Origin of the sequence: Salmonella sp. GDC200615 (assembly GCF_050574145.1) — a bacterium.
Taxonomy (GTDB): Bacteria; Pseudomonadota; Gammaproteobacteria; order Enterobacterales; family Enterobacteriaceae; genus Salmonella; species Salmonella enterica.
This window is the reverse complement of sequence record NZ_CP192247.1, coordinates 916,845-937,367: the sequence shown is the minus strand read 5'-3', so window position 1 is coordinate 937,367 and position 20,523 is coordinate 916,845. Positions and strand designations below refer to the sequence as shown.

Below are 20,523 nucleotides of genomic sequence, written 5' to 3'. Positions count from 1 at the left end.
AAAATACCGTAATTAAATATTTAAATACCAATATGTTTATACGGGAAATTACACGCTGGTTTGCCAGACACTCGTTTCAAAACCGGATATTTCTACTGATCCTGTTTACATCCACCATCGTGATGCTGGCAATCACCTGGTATCTGACCGATATCACGAAAGAACGCCTGCATTATCAGGTGGGCCAACGTGCGCTTATTCAGGCAATGCAAATATCCGCTATGCCAGAATTAGTTGAAGCCGTAGAGGCGCATGATTTGTCACGCATCAAAGCGTTGATTGACCCAATGCGCTCGTTTTCGGATGCGACTTACATTACCGTTGGCAACGAAAAAGGTCAGCGACTGTATCACGTCAACCCGGATGAGATCGGCAAATATATGGAGGGCGGCGATAGCGACGACGCGCTGTATAATGCTAAAAGCTACGTATCGGTGCGCAAAGGTTCATTAGGCTCTTCCTTGCGTGGTAAATCCCCGATTCAGGACAGTACCGGTAAAGTCATCGGTATTGTTTCCGTCGGCTATACTCTGGAACAGCTGGAGAGCTGGCTTAACTTACAAATCAGCTCGTTGCTGTTCCCGATGGCGTTACTGCTGCTGGTGCTGTTGTACTGTGCCCGCCGCTTCTCGCTGCATATTAAAAAGCAGATGCTTAACATGGAGCCACAGCAGCTTTCACAACTATTAATTCAGCAAAGCGTGTTGTTTGAGTCGGTATTTGAAGGGTTGATCGCCATTGACTCCCATCACCGTATTACCGCCATTAACCAAACGGCTCGCCGCTTACTGAATCTGAGCCAACCGGAGTCTGAACTCATTGGCTATGCAATCCACCATGTCGTGTTGCCGGAGGCCTTCTTTTACGATGCGCCGCAAAAAAACAAAAAAGATGAGATCGTCACCTTTAACCAAATGAAAGTCATCGCCAGTCGCATGGCGGTCATTATTGACAACCAGCCTCAGGGCTGGGTTATTAGCTTTCGCAACAAAGACGATATCAATACACTCAGCCTGCAGTTAAGTCAGGTGCGGCAATACGCCGATAACCTGCGCGCCGTGCAGCATGAGCATCGCAACCTTATTTCCACCATTGCCGGACTGCTGTTCCTGAAGCGCTACGATAATGCGCTGGCGCTGATTCAGCAGCAGTCGGAAAGCCACCAGAAAGTACTCGATTTTATTTCCCATAATTTCCGCGACCACCACCTTGCGGGGCTATTAATCGGTAAATATTATCGGGCAAAAGAGCTGGGACTGGAGCTGATTTTCGATCCTTCAAGCTTTGTTGAACACCTGCCGTCATCGCTCTCGCATAATGAATGGATTTCGATTGTTGGCAATTTATTGGACAACGCCTATAACGCCACCCTGCTCAATCGCGAAGGCTCGCGACAGATTGAGTGCCTGATCAACAGCGAAGGTAATGAAGTCATTATTGAAGTTGCCGATCAGGGATGTGGTATTGACGAAAATATCCGCCAGCATATTTTCGAGCGTGGAGTGACCACCCACAATAACGGCGATCACGGAATTGGATTATGGTTGGTGCACAGCTACGTCAAGCAGGCCAATGGCGACATTATCGTCGATAACAATAATCCTTTTGGCACCATTTTTACCCTCTATATCCCTTTTACCAGAGAAGAATAACATGGATAGCATTACGACACTCATCGTTGAAGACGAACCGATGCTAGCGGAAATCCTGGTGGACACCATCAAGATTTTTCCCCAGTTTTCAATCGTCGGCATCGCAGACAAACTGGAAAGTGCGAAGAAGCAAATACGCCTCTATCAACCACAGTTAATTCTATTGGATAATTTTTTACCCGGTGGCAAAGGGATCGATTTAATTCGTCATACCATCAGCACCAACTACACGGGGCGAATTATTTTCATTACCGCCGACAATCATATGGATACCATCAGCGATGCCTTACGCATGGGCGTATTCGATTACCTGATTAAGCCGGTACATTATCAGCGCCTGCAGCATACCCTGGAGCGGTTCACCCGTTACCGCAGTTCGTTACGTTCCAGTGAGCAGGCAAACCAGACGCACGTTGATGCCTTATTTAATATCCGGGCCAAAGAACAAACCGCAGAACCGAATAGCGGACTGCGGGGAATTGATGAAAACACCTTCAACCGGGTACGACAAATATTCGCCGACCCGCAGGCAGTACATACAGCAGACACTCTGGCGCAAATTCTGGGCAGCAGTAAAACCACTGCCCGACGCTATCTGGAACAAGGCGTGAAAAATAACTTTCTCGAAGCGGAGATCAGCTACGGGAAAGTGGGCAGGCCGGAGAGACTCTATCGCGGCAAAGTATGAGATTATGGCGCCAACATGTAATTACGGCGCATAGGCAAACACCTCAGCCACCCACTGACGAAAACCGTCCACATCCAGCGCCAGCGCCACCTGCGCGTTGGCGGGCTGCCCCAGACGCCCTTCAATATCAACGACCGTCGTGCCTGCGGTATATTCCCCCTGCGTTTCTACGGCCACAAAACAGGATTGCAGGGTAAAAAGCTCCGGACGCACCAGCCAGGCGATAGCGCAGAGATCGTGCATCCGGACGCCAGTGCGCATACTACCGCTGCGATAATGGTTGAACAGGCTGTGCAACATCTTACCGGTGCGATTCAGCGCGGGCAGTTTATTCAGAAAATCTGGCGAGAGCATTGCCTGATTTGTAACGTCCAGCCCACACATCACAATCTCCAGACCGCTGCGGAACACCAGCGCCGCGGCCTCCGGATCGACAGCAATGTTAAATTCAGCATTAGGCGTAAAATTGCCGCGCCCTGCGGAACCGCCCATCAACACCAGACGGCGAATGTTACACGCACACTCCGGATAGTGCATCAGTAGCAACGCAATATTGGTCAATGGCCCAATCGCCACTAATGTCATGGGCTCCGGGGCGTTCATCAGCACATCCCGGATAGCGATAAACGCAGGCTTCGCCAACGGTTGGCGCTGATGGTCGACAAAATCATAGCCTTCCATACCGGATTCGCCGTGGACGTATGCCGCATCACGTAGCGGACGCAGCAGCGGCGTCGCGGCCCCTTGCGCAAGTGGCACATCGGCGTCCCAGAAATGCAGAAGCTGCAACGCATTACGGGTCGTTTTTTCAACGGAAACATTGCCTGCGACGGTGGTTATTAGTTGCAGATCAAGCTGGGGGGCGAACAGCGCAGCGGCAATCGCAGCCGCGTCATCAATGCCCGGATCGGTATCAAGAATAATGTGTAGGGATGCTGTCATTAACGCTCTCCTGACCTATTGTTTTATATCTTCATACTCAGCGCGACTGATACAGGTATCAGGCACATCGTCATCCGTCACCAGACGCGGACTTAGCTTATCACCTTCGACAAACGGAACTAATGGGCAAAAACGCCCTGGCGATGCTTTGTTTTCCTGCCACTGAATCTCAAGCGATTCGGGCTCAGCGCCGGGTTTTTCTGCCTGAATCACGGTACGAACATTACCGGTTAGCCAAAAAGATTGACACGTCCCATCAAGGCTAAGAGGCGGCGTCAAATGACCATTTTTACGTACTAGCGGATAAATAATACGCCCATCAGCGTAGGAAGGTGTCATGTAGCAGTTATACATTTTGCCTTTACTTATCACAGGCTGAAAGTAGCTTTCACCGCGATCGATCAGTTCAATCGTTTTTCCTTTCCAGCGATACACATTGACGCCATGGCTGCAGCAACCGCCGCGCCAATAGCTGACAATCTGTTTATGTTCAGCATCGATCTCTGGTGAAGTGATTTCCTGATAAGACGCTGGCGCATCAACATAACGCTGTTTGGCGGGGTCATAGAGCCATGTTTGTACTGGAGCATCCGGCCCAGCAAGTAACTCTGTTACAATCGATAGATCCGGGTAGCCATCAAAATTGACATCCCCCCATTGAGGCATAAACGGGCTACAAGTGCCCACCGAGGCGGTATCTAAGGTCTGTATGAGTTTACCATCACGGTATAATTTTATCGCCGAAATGGCCGGCGTATTGCCGCAATCAATCTCTTTGGAAGGGTCGTAACCCCCTGCATCATTCGTGTTCGTGACCAGCACAATATCAGGGGAGTTTTTAGGTTTGTAATAGATAAGGGCAACAGGAAAATGTCGTTTTTTATCTGCGGACGTCCATTCGCCTTTAATCTCACTGCTGGAGATTTCCGCATTCCAGTAACCCGAAAGCGCCTTTACGCGTTCTTCAAGATGCACCTCTTTATCCTGGAGTGAGCCGCGTAGAACAATCACTGCCTTGTGCTGATTGCAAGGTTCATAGCAGTAATACCCATTAAGAGAGTTACCAAATCGCGTGATATTAACGTTTACCGGTTTCCCCGCGATAGTCCCGGTATAGTTTCGCTCCCAGGCAGGTAGCTCCAGCACCGTGGCGCTTGTTGCGTCCATCCAAAAGCCGATGGCGAGTAACGTTGGCAATCCATATTTTATTTTGCCCATTTCCCTTATCCCTGTAGGCATTACAACCAAAAAACCAGCAACGATTGTGCTGGTTTTTCAGATGAATAGCAAAAAGGTGGGGCATTAGCAACGGATGACGACTACGCCTTATTTTTCCTGTCGCACATTGAATATCAAAAGAAATTCTTAAGATCTGGTCAACGTAGCGTCATCAGGCAGATTTCTGAATTATGAAATCTTATTCGACCTCACGAACATCCACACGCAGCTCTTTCGGCACGTCGAAAACAATATTTTCTTCGCGCCCCTCAAGCGTGACGGCTTCGCCGCCGCCAAACTCGCGCAGACGCGCAATAACATTCTGCACCAGAATATCCGGCGCGGAAGCGCCAGCAGTGACGCCGACGCAGGCGGCTTCTTTCACCCACGCCTCCTGGATATCCGCCGCATCGTCGATAAGAAACGCGGTTCTTCCCATCCGTTGGGCCAGTTCCGCCAATCGGTTAGAGTTAGAAGAGTTTTTCGAGCCAACCACCAGCACCACGTCAGCCTGCTCCGCCAGCGCCCGCACCGCTTCCTGACGATTAGTAGTGGCATAGCAAATATCGTCTTTGCGCGGGCCGACGATTTTCGGAAAGCGTTTACGCAGCGCATCAATCACATCGGACGTATCGTCCACGGAAAGCGTGGTTTGCGTCATGAAGGAGAGCTTGCCTTCATTTTTGACATTCAGCGTCCAGACGTCCTCTGGCGACTCCACCAGGTACATCCCCCCTTCCGGGTTGCTGTACTGACCCATGGTGCCTTCCACTTCCGGGTGCCCGGCGTGGCCGATGAGAATAGATTCTTCACCGCGACGGCTGGCGCGCGCCACTTCCATATGGACTTTCGTCACCAGCGGGCAGGTGGCGTCAAAAACGGTAAGATCGCGGCTTTTCGCCTCGTTACGCACCGCCTGTGAAACCCCATGAGCGGAGAAGATCAGAATGGCGCCATCCGGCACTTCGCTAATTTGCTCTATAAAGATCGCCCCGCGCTGGCGCAGGCTGTCCACTACATAGCGGTTATGCACGACTTCGTGCCGAACGTAAATTGGCGCGCCGTAAATAGCGAGCGCATTTTCAACAATGCTGATAGCGCGGTCTACCCCGGCGCAAAAACCGCGTGGGTTGGCCAACAGGATCTGCATGTTTATGCCTCCAGCGCCGGATCGATTTCCAGCACTTCAATATCAAAGTGAACGGTATGCCCGGCCAGCGGATGGTTAAAATCAACGGTAATCGAGTCGCCGTTGATTTCGCGAATCACGCCAGGCATTTCGCTGCCATCCATTGCGGTAAAAAGCATAATCGCCCCGACTTCCGGTTCGCCCGCCGCCATAAACTCACGGCACGAGAAATACTGGATCAAGTCCGGACTGGGGACGCCAAACGCGGCGTCAGGCTCCAGCGAAAACGCTTTCTTTTCCCCTTCTTTCAACCCCAGAAGCTGCTGCTCCAGACCTTCGGAAAGCGAGGTATCGCCAAGACGGAACAGGGCTGGCTTGCCGTTATTGCGGGTAGATTCCGCCGTTGAGCCATCATCCAGTTTCAGGGTGAAGTGAACGAGGATAGCGCTGTTGCTCTGTACGGATTTAGACATGCAAATTGCTCACGTGTTTTGCCCGGAGGCACAAAGGACGATAAAACCGTAGGCCGGATAAGGCGTTTTCACCGCCATCCGGCACCACGTTTGCCTGATGGCGCTGCGCTTATCAGACCTACAAAACCGGATAAGCGCCACCCGGTATTTACGCTTATGCCTGTTCTTTCGCTGTCGGCTTCGGCAAAAAGCCTTCCAGTACTATCAGCGCCGCGCCGATACAGATCGCGCTATCGGCAAGGTTGAACGTCGCGAAATGCCAGTTGCCGACGTAAAAATCGATCATATCGACAACAAAGCCGTGCCACAGGCGGTCGAACAGGTTACCCAGCGCGCCGCCGATGATTAACGCATAAGCGATGTTATTCATCTTCTGCGTCGCTTTCGAGCGATACATCATCACCAAAAGAATTACGCAGATCCCTATCGCAATCCCGGCAAAGAACCAGCGCTGCCAGCCGCCGCTATCCGCCAGGAAGCTAAAAGCCGCGCCGTAGTTACGCGCATAATGCAGATTAAGCGACGGGAACAGCCCTACCGTATCCCCCAGAGCGAAATTCTGGAGGATCAGGTATTTGCTGCCCAAATCGATAATCAGCACGACTACTACCAGCCATAGCCAGCGTAGTCCTGTTGAACAGAGTGGTTTACTCATCAGGCAAATTTACGTTGTTCGCCATTACCGGCGATGTTGCTGACACAGCGTCCGCAGATATCTGCATGTTCCGCCACCTTGCCGACATCAGTAGTGTAGTGCCAGCAGCGCGGACACTTATCACCCTCGGCACGCGTTACCACTGCCTGAACTGTCGTATTACCAGCATTGTACTGAATATTTTCATCATCAATACCCCCCGCTTGCTCAGAAATCACGAACTGGGAAGTAATGAAGATAAATCTGACCTCTTCGCCCAACAGTTTCAGCTTCTTGATCGTACCGTTAGCATCGTCAGCATATTTCAGCGTCACTTTTGCTTCCAGGTTCGATTTGATGCCATTGGCTTTCTGATTTTCCAGCTCTTTGTTGACCTGGTCCTTGATATAGCGGACATCGTCCCAGAATGCGTCATTAAATTCTTCATTCTCTTCCAGGCCAAACAACCCGTCGTACCATTCGCCGGTGAAGACATATTTTTCACGCTCGCCCGGCAGGTAGCCCCAGATTTCATCAGCCGTGAAGGACATGATCGGCGCCATCCAGCGAACCAGCGCCTCTGCGATATGATACAGCGCAGTCTGGCAGCTACGACGCGCGACGCTATCGGCCTTCGCGGTGTACTGGCGGTCTTTAATGATGTCGAGGTAGAACGACCCCATTTCAACGGAGCAGAAGCGCATCAGGCGCTGTACCACTTCATGGAAGTCGTAAGCTTCGTATGCCTTCAGAATCTCTTGCTGCGCCGTTTTCGCGCAGCCCACCGCCCACCTGTCCAGCACCACCATCTCTTCCGGTTTGACCATATCGGTGGCCGGATTGAAGCCATTGAGGTTCGCCAGCAGGAAGCGCGCGGTATTACGGATACGACGATAGCTGTCGGCAGCGCGTTTCAGGATTTCGTCAGAGACCGCCATTTCGCCGGTATAGTCAGTAGACGCCACCCACAGACGCAGGATATCCGCGCCCAGTTTATTCATCACATCCTGCGGCGACACGGTGTTACCGATGGATTTGGACATCTTGCGCCCCTGACCATCGACGGTGAAGCCGTGAGTCAGTACCTGGCGGTATGGCGCTTTGCCTTTCATCGCCACGCTAATCATCAGGGAGGACATAAACCAGCCGCGATGCTGGTCAGAGCCTTCCAGATACATATCGGCCGCATGACCGGCGAATTCCGGACGTGCATCAACCACGGAGTAACTGGTGGAACCGGAATCAAACCAAACGTCCAACGTATCCGGAACTTTCTCGTATTGATCGGCATCTTCGCCGAGGATCTCTTTCGGGTCGAGATCCCACCACGCCTGGATACCGTCAACTTCGACGCGTTTCGCCACCTCTTCCATCGCCGCCAGAGTACGCTCAATCGGCAGTAGCTCCTGCGTTTCTTTATGCACGAACAGCGACATCGGTACGCCCCAGGTACGCTGACGTGAGATACACCAGTCAGGACGGTTAGCGACCATTGATTCAATACGCGCCTGACCCCAGTCCGGGATCCACTGAACGCCTTTGATCTCTTTCAGGGACTGTTGACGAAGCCCTTCTTTATCCATGCTGACGAACCACTGCGGGGTCGCGCGGAAAATGATCGGCGTTTTGTGACGCCAACAGCACGGATAGCTGTGCTGCATTTTTTCGACATGCAGTAGCGCGCCTTTTTCTTTCAGCAGTTCAATAACGATATCGTTCGCCTTGAAGACGTTAACACCGTCAAGCGTTGGATATGTGCCTGGCAGGTAAGCGCCGTCCGGCCCAACCGGGTTAGCCGTTTCCAGACCATACTTTTGGCCGATCACGTAGTCATCCGGGCCGTGACCAGGGGCGGTATGTACCGCGCCGGTACCGGCGTCCAGGGTGACGTGATCGCCGAGGATCGCCGGCACGTCAAAGCCCATAAACGGATGGGTAAAGCGCAGCAGTTCCAGCTCCGCGCCTTTAACGGTGCCGAGAATGGTGTATTCAGCCGCGCCAATACGCTGCATGACGCTTTCAACCAGATCTTTCGCCAGAATCACCGCCTGGCCGTCAATCTGCACCAGCGCATAATCAAAGTCCGGCGCCAGGGAGATGGCGCGGTTAGCCGGCAGAGTCCACGGCGTGGTGGTCCAGATAACCAGCGACACAGGGCCGCTCACGCCCGGCAGGCCAAACTTCGCTTTCACCGCATCCTGATCGACGGCGCGGAACGCCACGTCGATAGACGGTGACGTTTTGTCGTAATATTCAACTTCCGCTTCCGCCAGCGCGGAACGGCAGTCAACGCACCAGTGCACCGGCTTAGCGCCTTTGTGCAGATGACCGTTTTTGATAATTCTGCCCAGCGCGCGGATGATGTTGGCTTCGGTTTTGAAGTCCATGGTCAGGTACGGATGCGACCAGTCGCCCAACAAGCCCAGACGAATGAAGTCTTTACGCTGGCCGTCAACCTGCGTAGCAGCATATTCGCGGCACTTGGCGCGGAATTCAGCGGCAGTGAATTTCTCGCCCGGCCTCCCGAACTCCTGCTCGACTTTCAGCTCGATAGGCAGACCGTGACAGTCCCAGCCCGGCACGTAAGGCGAGTCAAATCCCGACAGTCCTTTGGACTTCACGATAATGTCTTTCAGAATCTTGTTAACTGAGTGACCAATATGAATGCTGCCATTCGCATATGGAGGGCCATCATGCAGAATGAAGGTTTTTTTGCCTTTTTTGGCCGCACGAATGATGCCGTACAGATCATCATCGGTCCAACGCGCCAGCATTCCCGGTTCACGCTTGGCGAGGTCGCCGCGCATCGGGAACCCTGTTTCCGGCAAATTCAGGGTCGATTTATAGTCACTCATCAGATTCTCGGTTCCGTATTTCGGTTTGATAAACACCGTCAGGGTTACACCTGCCCGGCTAGCCCAAAAAACTTGCGGGCCGTTAACTCATCGCGTGCGATTTGCGCTTTTAGCTCATCAAGCGACGCAAATCGCTGCTCATTACGTATCTTTTTACGCAGTATTACATCTATATGGCGACCGTAGAGGTCCATTACAACGTCCAGCAGATGCACTTCCAGTTGTTGACGCACGCCAGCCACCGTTGGACGAGTGCCAATGTTCGCTACGCCGGGTAACGGCTTATCGCCAAGCCCGGTGACTTCCACCGCATAGACCCCTTTGACCGGGGAGACCTGACGGCGCAGCGGTAAGTTCGCCGTCGGGAAGCCAATGGTACGTCCCAGCTCGTCGCCATGAACGACACGCCCGGAAATAGTAAAGGGATGTCCCAGCAGACTTTCGGCAAGCGCCAGGTTATCTTCCGCCAGCGCCTGTCTCACTGCGGTACTACTGATACGCACGCCGCCTTCACAAAAGGTTTGGGTGCTGGAAACCGCAAAACCATACTCCGCCCCCGCCTTCTGTAATAACAAGAAATCGCCCGCGCGGCTAGCACCAAAGCGGAAATCATCGCCGACGGCAAGAAATTGCACGCCAAGTCGCTCCACCAGCAGTTCGCTGATAAACGTTTGCGCCGTCAAAGCGGCAAAGCGGCGATCGAATTTCACGCACAGCACATAGTCCACGCCGCACTGCGCAAGGTAATGCAGTTTTTCACGCAGGCGCGTCAGGCGGGCGGGCGCTTTATCCGTCGCGAACAGCTCCAGCGGCTGCGGTTCGAAAATCATGACCACCACCGGCAGACCGCGTCTGCGTCCTTCTTCCTGCAAACCCTGCAGTAGAGCGCGATGCCCCCGATGTACGCCGTCGAAATTACCAATGGTCAGCACACACCCATGCGGGGCCTGACTGAGATTATGTATGCCGCGTATCAGCTTCATGTCTGACTCAAAACAGTGAAAATCGCAAGAGTATACCTTGTACAGCGGTTAAGGTTAACCGGCGATTGCCCTGATGAAACATAAAGAAGATGCTTTTCATCGCCATGCGGCAAACTCCGCCCCAAAACCCGCCGCTTAATGCAATTTTTCTCATGGAAAGGCTGTATTCACAGCACGCAAGCTGGTAGAATCCTGCGCCATCACTACGCAACGAGTGCTGCAATTTAAACGGCGCTTATTTGCACAAATCCATTGACAAAAGAAGGCTAAAAGGGCATATTCCTCGGCCTTTGAATTGTCCATATAGAACACATTTGGGAGTTGGACCTTGGCTAATATCAAATCAGCTAAGAAGCGCGCCGTTCAGTCTGAAAAGGCTCGTAAGCACAACGCAAGCCGTCGCTCTATGATGCGTACTTTCATCAAGAAAGTATACGCAGCTATCGAAGCTGGCGACAAAGCTGCTGCACTGAAAGCATTTAACGAAATGCAACCGATCGTGGACCGTCAGGCTGCTAAAGGTCTGATCCACAAAAACAAAGCTGCACGTCATAAAGCTAACCTGACTGCACAGATCAACAAACTGGCTTAATCGCCTGCTTGTTATCAGCTTTGTAGAAAAACCCGCGTAAAGCGGGTTTTTTATGCCTGCTATCTGCCGTTTTGCTCGTCAACCGCTGGCGCTGACCTCACTCGTTCACGCTCTTACTAACCAGCCTATTTTTTCAGCTATCCCTCCCTTAGTCACGTAATACTTGAAAGTTATTTTCTTTCACTGTTTTCCTTTTCTTATTTCATTACTGAAAAAACTGTGACCACCTTAGCAAATAAAAACATCGCTCATTCAAAAACTAATAAACGCAATCCTGATGTAAGATTTAATAATTGATTGATGCCGTCGGGTTAACTACTTTTCATGTACACCTTACTTACTCATTTTAATCTGAGGTTAAATTCAAAAACGACATAAAAATAATATTCAAAACTTGCTTAGAAAGTAGAGGTTGTTTTTCTGGGCGTATCGTACCAATATCGGAGTTATCATTATGAGTTCTGTCATTGAGGATACCCAGCCTTCCGGGTCAGCATCATTGTCTTTACTACAGCGTATTAGCTACGGCTCTTTGGATGTGGCGGGTAATCTGCTGTACTGCTTCGGTTCAACGTACATTTTATATTTCTACACAGACGTTGCGGGCATTAGCCTTGCCGTAGCAGGCGTTATCCTGCTGCTGGCGCGTATTATCGATGGCATAGACGCCCCCATATGGGGGATCATCATCGATAAAACACGTTCACGCTACGGTAAATGTCGTCCCTGGTTTTTATGGTTACCGCTGCCTTTTGCGGTATTCAGCGCACTGTCATTTTGGTCTCCTGATATCAGTATGACAGGAAAAGCCATCTATGCAGCAATATCTTATATGATTGCCAGCATTCTATTTACCGGACTTAATACACCACTCAGTGCAATATTACCCCTGATGACCTTATCTCCCAAGGAAAGACTGGTTTTAAATTCCTGGCGAATGACCGGTGGACAAATTGGGGTTTTATTAATGAACGCGACCGCCTTGCCGTTAGTCGCTTTTTTAGGTAACGGTGATGATCACGCTGGTTTTATTTATACGGCAATTACGTTTGCCATTATATCCTGCGCGCTAACGCTCTTTGCGTTTAAAAACATTCGTGAAATGGATACGGATAAAATACAGCATGAACCTAAGTTGCCGATGAAAAAAGTTTCGCGGCGATGAAAGGTAACTGGCCGTGGATCCTGATGGTGCTGGCTAATCTGATCTTCTGGATTGCCCTACAGCAGCGCAACACGACCATTGTCTATTATCTGACCTACAACCTCGACCGTAAAGATCTGGTACCGCTGATTAACAGCCTGGCGACGATTCAGATCCTGTTTATCATCGCTATCCCCTTCTTTAGCAAATACCTGGCTAAAACCTGGATATGGGTAGGCGGTCTGCTGGTCGCCACGTTTGGCGGCGTCATGATGTGGCTGGCAGCGGACAACATTACTTTCCTCATCGCCGCCTGGATACTCGGCAATATCGGCAGCGGTATCGCCTGCTCAATGCCGTTTGCCATGCTGGGGTTCGCCGTCGATTTCGGCGCCTGGAAGACCGGTATTAAGGCTACCGGCATTCTTATCGCCTTCGGCAGCACCTTCTGCATCAAGATGGGTAGTGGCCTCGGCACCGCTTTCGCCGCCTGGATCATGAACAGTTTTGGCTATGTCCCCAACCATGCCCAGAGTGCTGCGGGTCTGGAGGGCATTATCTGGGCCTTTATCTGGGCACCCGCCCTACTCTTCGCGCTCGCAGCGATCCCACTACTTTTCTTTCGCAAATACGAAGCGATGGAAGAGAAGATTCGCCACGATCTGGAAACCGTCAACTCATAACGTTCTTTACCTTCACCCTCGAATATGGGAGGCACCACCATGCCATTTATGCAACAAGACCCGCGTCGTCTGGTCTGGCAGCAAAACGATCGCTATTTATGGATTGAACCCTGGGGCGAGAACAGCCTGCGCGTACGCAGCGGCCGTCATCTGCCGGTAATGAGAAATGAAGACTGGGCATTGACTGAGCCAGTCGCAGAAAGTCAGTGCCACATTGATTATGAGCACCACCAGGCAACGCTGACCAACGGCAAAATTATCGCTATCGTCAATCAAAAAGGACAAGTTACCTTTTACCGCCATCCACACAAACCCCTGTTGCAGGAGTTCTGGCGCCTGCGGGGCGAAATTGGCGAGGATGAATCATCTCACGGCCAGTACGTTAGCGCACTCAACCTTGAGGGACGCGAGTTCCGCCCTATTCAGGGTGGGAAATATTCACTGAAAGCCCGCTTCGAAGCCACCGAAGGGGAAAAAATTTATGGCATGGGGCAGTATCAACAGGCCAACCTGGATCTCAAAGGATGCGTGCTTGAGCTGGCGCAACATAACTCCCAGGCCTCAGTACCGTTTATGCTCTCCAGTCTGGGCTACGGATTTTTATGGAACAACCCGGCAGTCGGACGCGTAACCTTTGCCCAAAACGTTACCGAATGGGAAGCGCAGGTCAGCGAACAGTTAGACTACTGGATCACGGCTGGCGATACCCCGGCAGAAATTAGCCGGGCTTACGCGCTGGCTACCGGCACGCCGCCGATGATGCCGGACTACGCCATGGGCTTCTGGCAGTGCAAACTCCGTTATCGTACGCAGGAAGAGCTGCTGGAGGTCGCCCGCGAATATAAGCGCCGCAATCTGCCTATCTCAGTGATCGTTATCGACTTCTTTCACTGGCCGAATCAGGGTGACTGGATGTTCGATGCGCGCGACTGGCCCGATCCTGATGCCATGATTGCCGAGCTGAAATCGCTGGGAATTGAGCTGATGGTCTCCGTCTGGCCGACGGTGGATAACCGTACCGAAAGCTATCGGGAGATGCGCGAAAACGGCTGGCTGGTACAAACGGAACGTGGCTTGCCGATCAATATGGATTTCCTCGGCAATACCACTTACTTTGATGCGACTCATCCGGGCGCGCGCGACTACGTCTGGGGCAAAGCCAAACGCAACTATTACGATAAAGGCGTGAAGTTATTCTGGTTAGATGAAGCCGAACCTGAGTTCAGCGTTTACGACTACGACAACTATCGCTACCATGCCGGGCCGGTACTGGAAGTGGGCAATATCTACCCACGCATGTACGCCAAAACCTTTTTTGATGGCATGAAAGCCGATGGCGAAGACCAGGTTATCAACCTGCTACGCTGCGCCTGGGCCGGCAGTCAGAAGTACGGCGCTCTGGTCTGGTCAGGGGATATTCACTCCTCGTTTAGATCGCTGCGCAACCAGTTTGCCGCCGGACTCAATATGGGAATAGCAGGGATACCGTGGTGGACGACGGATATCGGCGGTTTCCATGGCGGTAATATTCACGACCCGAAATTCCATGAATTGCTAATTCGCTGGTTCCAGTGGGGCGTCTTTAGTCCGGTGATGCGTCTGCACGGCAACCGCGATCCGCAGATTTTACCCGCGCAACCGTACCGGGATGGCATTGCTCAATGCCCTACAGGTGCGCCGAACGAGGTCTGGAGCTACGGTGAGGAAGTATGCGACGTACTGACAGGTTGCCTGGCGTTGCGAGAAAAACTCAAGCCCTATATCAAAGCGCTGATGGAGGAAACCCATAAGCACAATACGCCAGTGATGCGCCCCCTGTTCTTTGAATTCCCCGAACAGGAAACAAGTTGGACAATCACCGACCAGTATTGTTTTGGTCCTGACCTGCTGATCGCCCCCGTCATGCATGAAGGTATGCGCGAGCGTGATGTCTGGCTACCAGAAGGGGAAACATGGACGGATCTTGCGACCGGTGAAAGCTATTCAGGAGGGCAGACGCTGCATTACGCTACGCCACTGAACAGAATTCCGGTGTTTATCCGCGAAGGTGGGCAGTACCGTAGCCTGCTGAACTTGTAGAATGATTCCGGCTGCGGGTTAATACCGCAGCCGGAAGTATTACGGTAGGTACGTCTACTGTAGTTTAAACAATGCCGAGTAGTCCGCATTGCAAATACGCTGCACCGCCGGATGCTGGATCATTCTCTCGGCAAAAATCGCATGATATTCTTCCATGACATTCTCCACGCGCCCAATCTCTATTACCGACTCATCGGCATAAAAATCCAGCGAATAAAGGCTCGGCGCCACAAAAATCGCATCGTGCGTCGCGCCAAACGCCTTCATTAAGGCCGCATCATCAAATTCACCGAGGATCTCAACCTGCAACCCCTGTGAATTAAACCAGTTCAACAACTTACGCCCCAGCATTGAGCGCCGTCCCGGCACCAGCAACCGTCGCTCTTCCAGGCAGGCAGGGAACGCTTTTTCAGGAAGCGGATTCGTACACCAGAAACTGACGCTGCATTCGCCGATTTTAACTGAGAATAGCCCCTCCTGCTGCGTGGAATCTATCGGGCAGTCGGAGATAATCATATCCAGCTTGTGCTGGCTGAGCTGTTCGAGCAACATTTCGTGAGTGGACTCGAAGCAACGCAGATGTATGGGTTCGTCCACCACCACCGCCGCATCCAGAACGCTGCTGACCAGACGCTTGGATAAAGCATCGGCGACGCCGACATCAAACAACAGGTTTGATTCTTTGCGGTAATTGACGATATCCAGCATCTCCTGGCTTAGCGTAAACATTTTGTCCGCATAGCGAAAAACCAGCTCGCCCAGTTCGCTGGGTTCAAGACCGCGTCCCTTACGTTTAAATAGCTTCCCCTGTAAACGCTCTTCCAGGGCTTTAATTTGACCAGTAATGGTTTGCGGCGTCAGAAAAAGCGCCTCTGCGGCACCCACGACAGAACCTTCTTTATAGACATGCCAGAAATAATAAAGATGGTTGTAGTTAATATGAGACATGCTCATTTCTCTCCCTGTTCAATGTCGCAAGGGAGCGATACATCGCTCCCCCTTTCCTTCGTACTGATTATGCCGGCGCGTTCAAACGCGCGCGCAACCAGCTATACCCCACCACTGCGGAGAGCAATGAACCAATCAAAATGCCCAATTTCGCCCAGTTAATAAGTTCCGGATCGACATTGCCAAATGCCAGGCTGGCGATAAAGATGGACATCGTAAAGCCAATGCCACACAAAATGCCGACCGCCATGATTTGCTGATAAGTGGTCCCCTGCGGCAGATGCGCCAGCTTGAAACGCAGCGCCAGCCAGCAAAACAGGCTAATCCCCAGCGGCTTACCAATCAGCAGACCGGCAATAATTCCCAACGGCAGCATGGAGGTCAGACCGTCAATCGTGACGCCCTGAAGAGAAACGCCGGCATTCGCAAAAGCGAAAAGCGGCAGGATCAGGTACGCGACCCACGGGTGCAGAACATGCTCCAGACGCTTGGCCGGCGAGCGACCGTGTTTTTCTTTCAGCGGAATAAAGAAACCGACAATAACGCCTGCCAGCGTCGCGTGAACGCCGGACTTCAGTACCGCCGTCCACAGCACTGCCCCGACCAGAATATATACCCCAGTCCGTCTGACGCCGCACAGGTTCAGCAGCGCCAGCACGGCAATCGCGAACGCCGCCACGCCCAGCGAGACGATAGAAAGATCGCTGGTATAAAACAGTGCGATAATAACGATGGCGCCGAGATCATCGATGATCGCCAGCGCCATCAGGAAAATTTTCAGCGCCAGCGGAACCCGGCTGCCCAACAGCGCCAACACGCCCAGCGCAAAGGCGATATCCGTCGCGGCAGGAATAGCCCAGCCCTCGCGAGTGACCGGATCGGAGTAGTTAAAGGCCAGATAGAGCAATGCCGGTACAATCATCCCGCCGATGGCGGCAATCACCGGAAAAGCGGCCTGGCGCAGACTGGCTAACGAGCCTTGCATCAGTTCGCGCTTAACTTCCAGGCCAATCAACAGGAAAAACACGGCCATCAGCGCATCGTTGATCCACAACAGCATGTTTTTGTTGATCTCAAGCGCCCCAACCCGTAGCTGAACCGGCGTCTCCAGAAAATCATGATACCATCCACTGGTCGCGCCCATATTGGCCATCAGCATAGCCAGCGCAGCGGCGATGATGAGAATGATGCCCCCAGAGGCATCGCTGCTAAAAAATCGGTGCAGATGTTTCACTTTTTATTCTCTCAATCAGGTGAATTCTTCGGATCTACTATCTTACCTCGCCTGACTCATCGTTAAAATTAGATTATATATGATGAATAGCTCGTTTTTTACGAAATGAAGTCCGACTTACGCCGGACTTTTTTAGTGCAGTCAGTCATTGATGATAGACCGCTACGCGTACAGATCCATTTTATACACCCGGAAACTGGTAATATCGTAGCGATAGCCTTCCCCGTTCGTTTCCGCGTTTTTGTAGTAACCTGACGTCATGGTCGCTTCAAAAAGCACGGTTTTCTCCGTAGGCGCAATCTCCTGTAAAATTAGCAGCCCCATCGCCTCGCTGCCCGCCTGCGGATCGATAATATCGCTCTCGCCAGGCTGGCAAGAGATGGCGCGGCCATTTTCATCAAACGTGCAGTCGGCAAAATGCACCACAATATTGCCATTCTGCTGGATCGCTTTCGCGCTAACGCAGCTACTGTAGCCACGCGCGCCCAGCTCCTTGCCGTATTCAAATGGCCGCATAACGGTCATCTCATTCATATTCACCACGAAATGGACAATGCGGCTGTAGTTATCCGGCGGTAACAGGCTTTTGCTGTCATCACGCGAACGGTAGTTACCGTTATCAAATACCATAAACTCCACTATACCCGGCGTATTATTGGCGATTTCAACGACGTTATGCTGGCCCCAAGTCTAAAAGTCACGGTCGGCCGCGTCGATATCCTCCTGTTTGCTAAAGTCATAAAGCGCCACACCTTCACTGTCGACCGGGGTTAAAAGATAAGGCTGATAAGCGTCGTCCCAGTCTTCATGCGTTGACAAAATAAAGCGTAGCGCTTGCGTTTGCAGATCGACGCCAAACACCGCGCTCTGATGACGCCCGGACGCAATTAACAACTGATTCGTCTCATTCACGTAGCTCTGGTTTATATGCAGCCAGTCTTTAACCGTCGGGTCTTCTCCCGGCGCCGTACCTGAAGGACGGGAAACCCGCGTCGTATCCAGCACCTTCGCCATATCGTAGTAAGCCGTCTCCAGTCCGGTAGTCAGATCGACAACCGATACGCCGTCTTCATTGGTTTTCAAATCGTCGGGCCGACCCGAGGTATATTCAGAGGGCGCAACAATGGTATTGCTATCCCACGGCCAGATAGAATGGTGAAATTGATTATCGAGATTATAGAATGTGTGAAGACGCCCCATCATGTCGAACTCATACATATCCAGATAGGTATTTTTCGCTTCTGAAGTAGTGAGGAAATGGCCATTATCAATTCGAACAAAATTATAAGACGGATAATCCTGAGTAACGTACCAGCGCACCAGACCATTCTGATCTAATGCGTAATTATAGCGATCGAAATGCGTAATAAAATAAAACCCTGGCGCCATCTTGTCCGCATCGGTAGCAGGTTGCGTCACGTTGATAATCGGAAAACCTAATACGACCTCCGCGGAATCTACCGGCGGTAATGGCTGTGTGATGAGCGTATAGACGGCAAGCGGCGTATCTGCCTGAGAAAAGACAATACGGTTTTCAGTATCCGCTACCAGCCCCAGAACCGGCAACAGATTTGCGCCTGCCGTAAGGGTGTAAAGATGTTCTACCGGCATCGCCGTTTTTGCCGCATCCTGGACCGTGACTATGATCTCAGCCGGTTCCAGACTCCAGACCCCGGCATAAGCGCTTAAAGGCGCCGTGCCGTAAGGGTCTAACAACATGAGCGCATTTTCTACCGTATTCTCTTGCGTGACCTGCGCAAGGCAATTTTCATAAATAGCGGTATGGTTAAGCACCATTTCATTATTGATATCGATACCCTGATTAATCGCCGGACGCGGCGCAGGAAGGACAACAGACGTTGTAGTTAACGTATTCATGATAAATCTCCAGTGTATTAATCTCATCGCCCCTCATGGGGACCACGAAAATTAATACTCTGGATTTTTAAGCCGTCCGAATAAAATACCGCAACAACACCTCATCACACTTTTTATTTTAGCAATTCAGTTACGTGAAGCGTTATATTCAAATTTTAGGTAATCCAGTACGGCAACAACATTGCCAGGAGACATCCGGTTAAGATGCGGCAGGAAGGGATGGTTGTGAACATAGCGAATAAACGCCGTCGCGCTATTTAACGTCGCATGGCGTAACAAACTCACCTTTTTATTTCCTGTGAGATTGCATACCGCCATCGCATAATCCCGTGTGGAAAATGTACGCCAGACGTTGTTGCGAATTCCGCCGCTCAAAAACAACCGCGGAGGGAGATCGCGTTTGGGCGGCGTAACGCCTCTTTCACGCACAAACGAAATATGGCAGCGCCCCTGACGAAGATAGCTAAAATTCGCCATCATACAGCCGCCCAGAATGAAGCATTCGTGATCGAGATAATGTTGGACATTCAGGGAACGCTCATCCGTCAACGCCTGAACCAACTCAAAATGTCGATAAGCAGGTAATACGGGTTTTACTAACATCCCCGGATCGTTTTTATATAAAACGGCGGGGCCGTAATCCACATCAAATAATACATTGCGGCGCATGGTCAGCGCCTCTTTTCGCTGCACCAGATGCGCCAGCGTGCCGGACGGAAGTCGTTCTTCGTAATCAGAATGATATTGATAATCCGCTTCCACCGGTTGGGCGGAGTAATTCGTTGAGATCGCGACGACCTTACCGCTCTCCTCTTCCGCCGTCACCAGCACGTATAAGCTGCTGTCGCCGCCGTTAAATTTCACACGAAACGCCCGCGTGCTCATAGCGATATCAAACGCGGGAAACACAAAATCGCGTTCCGCTTGATTAGCGCGACGGGACAGTTTTTGTAATTCGCGGCTAAAACCCGTGCTGTCTATCGCCAGCGCCGCGCGTATTTCAACTAGCGACGCTCCTTCGCCAATCAACGTGGCAAGGTTCTCTTGTCTGGCGTCGCTCCTGACAGCGGTATAGGAGATGAACGTTTTATTACACTGGCGGCAATACATACGCCGTTCACCTTTAGTGGAAAATCCATATTTTTTCAGCGACGTCCCGCCACAATGCGGACAGGACTTCACCAGACCTTTCCAGGGTTGATTCGCCGCCTGGCGAAAAAGATTAAGCGATCTGGCTGAGATAATGGGGAACAAAAAACCGCACGCTCGACAGAGAACATTTTTCCCTTGCGGTAGATAGTCTGGGCTCCCCAGAATCCCCAGATTTTTGCAGCCTGGCGTTTTGCAAGCATCGACATTAATGTGAGAAAACATATTCACTCCCTGCGAAT

Annotated in this window: 15 protein-coding genes and 2 pseudogenes; 5 read left to right on the top strand and 12 right to left on the bottom strand. The window is 51.6% G+C overall.

Features of this window, described 5'->3' with window-relative positions; all coding sequences use genetic code 11:
- The first annotated feature begins 32 nt into the window (after positions 1-32).
- Both citA and citB read left to right on the top strand, forming a co-directional pair.
- Positions 33-1,652, top strand: coding sequence for a citrate sensor histidine kinase CitA (gene citA, locus ACQ29O_RS04435; protein WP_001670823.1), 1,620 nt, complete (start codon positions 33-35; stop codon positions 1,650-1,652).
- A 1-nt stretch (position 1,653) separates the two neighbouring features.
- Positions 1,654-2,340: a citrate response regulator transcription factor CitB gene (citB, locus tag ACQ29O_RS04430; protein WP_000377410.1), complete on the top strand. Its 687-nt coding sequence runs from the start codon at positions 1,654-1,656 to the stop codon at positions 2,338-2,340.
- A 21-nt stretch (positions 2,341-2,361) separates the two neighbouring features.
- Here the strand turns inward: citB and rihC are convergent, their stop codons facing one another.
- The 8 genes from rihC to ACQ29O_RS04390 form a co-directional block, all read right to left on the bottom strand.
- Entirely contained in the window at positions 2,362-3,282 is a 921-nt protein-coding gene (gene rihC / locus ACQ29O_RS04425; protein ID WP_000127276.1) for a ribonucleoside hydrolase RihC, read from the bottom strand.
- Between the two features lie 15 nt (positions 3,283-3,297).
- Positions 3,298-4,500: an XAC2610-related protein gene (locus ACQ29O_RS04420; RefSeq protein ID WP_000516323.1), complete on the bottom strand. Its 1,203-nt coding sequence runs from the start codon at positions 4,498-4,500 to the stop codon at positions 3,298-3,300.
- Positions 4,501-4,699: 199 nt separating this feature from the next.
- Positions 4,700-5,650, bottom strand: coding sequence for a 4-hydroxy-3-methylbut-2-enyl diphosphate reductase (gene ispH / locus ACQ29O_RS04415; RefSeq protein ID WP_001166427.1), 951 nt, complete (start codon positions 5,648-5,650; stop codon positions 4,700-4,702).
- Positions 5,651-5,652: 2 nt separating this feature from the next.
- Positions 5,653-6,102 carry an FKBP-type peptidyl-prolyl cis-trans isomerase gene (gene fkpB / locus ACQ29O_RS04410; protein WP_000047267.1) on the bottom strand — a complete coding sequence of 150 codons (450 nt, stop codon included), beginning with the start codon at positions 6,100-6,102 and terminating at the stop codon, positions 5,653-5,655.
- 154 nt (positions 6,103-6,256) lie between these two features.
- Positions 6,257-6,757: a signal peptidase II gene (gene lspA / locus ACQ29O_RS04405; protein WP_253336203.1), complete on the bottom strand. Its 501-nt coding sequence runs from the start codon at positions 6,755-6,757 to the stop codon at positions 6,257-6,259.
- A complete protein-coding gene (ileS, locus tag ACQ29O_RS04400; protein WP_024143561.1) occupies positions 6,757-9,591 on the bottom strand; it encodes an isoleucine--tRNA ligase in 2,835 nt (944 codons plus the stop codon). Before ileS ends, lspA begins: the two co-directional genes overlap by 1 nt.
- A gap of 44 nt (positions 9,592-9,635) precedes the next feature.
- On the bottom strand, positions 9,636-10,574 hold the full coding sequence (gene ribF, locus ACQ29O_RS04395; RefSeq protein ID WP_000767311.1) for a bifunctional riboflavin kinase/FAD synthetase: 939 nt from the start codon (positions 10,572-10,574) through the stop codon (positions 9,636-9,638).
- 7 nt (positions 10,575-10,581) lie between these two features.
- Positions 10,582-10,797, bottom strand: a complete 216-nt coding sequence (locus ACQ29O_RS04390; RefSeq protein WP_001575565.1) for a YaaY family protein — start codon at positions 10,795-10,797, stop codon at positions 10,582-10,584.
- 105 nt (positions 10,798-10,902) lie between these two features.
- Between ACQ29O_RS04390 and rpsT the strand changes: the two genes are divergently transcribed.
- The 3 genes and pseudogenes from rpsT to ACQ29O_RS04375 all read left to right on the top strand — a co-directional run bounded on the left by rpsT (position 10,903) and on the right by ACQ29O_RS04375 (position 15,072).
- Positions 10,903-11,166, top strand: a complete 264-nt coding sequence (gene rpsT, locus ACQ29O_RS04385) for a 30S ribosomal protein S20 (RefSeq protein ID WP_001518655.1) — start codon at positions 10,903-10,905, stop codon at positions 11,164-11,166.
- Between the two features lie 454 nt (positions 11,167-11,620).
- Positions 11,621-12,993 (top strand): annotated as a pseudogene (locus tag ACQ29O_RS04380) (MFS transporter).
- Between the two features lie 39 nt (positions 12,994-13,032).
- On the top strand, positions 13,033-15,072 hold the full coding sequence (locus tag ACQ29O_RS04375) for a glycoside hydrolase family 31 protein (RefSeq protein ID WP_253336205.1): 2,040 nt from the start codon (positions 13,033-13,035) through the stop codon (positions 15,070-15,072).
- Positions 15,073-15,126: 54 nt separating this feature from the next.
- Here the strand turns inward: ACQ29O_RS04375 and nhaR are convergent, their stop codons facing one another.
- The 4 genes and pseudogenes from nhaR to ACQ29O_RS04355 form a co-directional block, all read right to left on the bottom strand.
- The gene (gene nhaR / locus ACQ29O_RS04370) at positions 15,127-16,026 is read right to left on the bottom strand and encodes a transcriptional activator NhaR (RefSeq protein WP_000062872.1); all 900 of its coding nucleotides are present in this window, start codon (positions 16,024-16,026) and stop codon (positions 15,127-15,129) included.
- Positions 16,027-16,087: 61 nt separating this feature from the next.
- On the bottom strand, positions 16,088-17,254 hold the full coding sequence (nhaA, locus tag ACQ29O_RS04365; RefSeq protein WP_000681340.1) for a Na+/H+ antiporter NhaA: 1,167 nt from the start codon (positions 17,252-17,254) through the stop codon (positions 16,088-16,090).
- Positions 17,255-17,416: 162 nt separating this feature from the next.
- Positions 17,417-19,132: pseudogene (locus ACQ29O_RS04360) on the bottom strand (aryl-sulfate sulfotransferase).
- Between the two features lie 126 nt (positions 19,133-19,258).
- Entirely contained in the window at positions 19,259-20,512 is a 1,254-nt protein-coding gene (locus ACQ29O_RS04355) for an IS1/IS1595 family N-terminal zinc-binding domain-containing protein (protein WP_001055836.1), read from the bottom strand.
- Positions 20,513-20,523 lie beyond the last annotated feature (11 nt).

Excerpts from the sequence above, each read along its gene's own strand:
- nhaR (WP_000062872.1), bottom strand. The coding sequence starts at position 16,026 with ATGAGCATGTCTCATATTAACTACAACCATCTTTATTATTTCTGGCAT.
- citB (WP_000377410.1), top strand. The coding sequence starts at position 1,654 with ATGGATAGCATTACGACACTCATCGTTGAAGACGAACCGATGCTAGCG.
- ileS (WP_024143561.1), bottom strand. The coding sequence starts at position 9,591 with ATGAGTGACTATAAATCGACCCTGAATTTGCCGGAAACAGGGTTCCCG.
- ribF (WP_000767311.1), bottom strand. The coding sequence starts at position 10,574 with ATGAAGCTGATACGCGGCATACATAATCTCAGTCAGGCCCCGCATGGG.
- rihC (WP_000127276.1), bottom strand. The coding sequence starts at position 3,282 with ATGACAGCATCCCTACACATTATTCTTGATACCGATCCGGGCATTGAT.
- ispH (WP_001166427.1), bottom strand. The coding sequence starts at position 5,650 with ATGCAGATCCTGTTGGCCAACCCACGCGGTTTTTGCGCCGGGGTAGAC.
- lspA (WP_253336203.1), bottom strand. The coding sequence starts at position 6,757 with ATGAGTAAACCACTCTGTTCAACAGGACTACGCTGGCTATGGCTGGTA.
- ACQ29O_RS04375 (WP_253336205.1), top strand. The coding sequence starts at position 13,033 with ATGCCATTTATGCAACAAGACCCGCGTCGTCTGGTCTGGCAGCAAAAC.
- ACQ29O_RS04420 (WP_000516323.1), bottom strand. The coding sequence starts at position 4,500 with ATGGGCAAAATAAAATATGGATTGCCAACGTTACTCGCCATCGGCTTT.
- citA (WP_001670823.1), top strand. The coding sequence starts at position 33 with ATGTTTATACGGGAAATTACACGCTGGTTTGCCAGACACTCGTTTCAA.
- fkpB (WP_000047267.1), bottom strand. The coding sequence starts at position 6,102 with ATGTCTAAATCCGTACAGAGCAACAGCGCTATCCTCGTTCACTTCACC.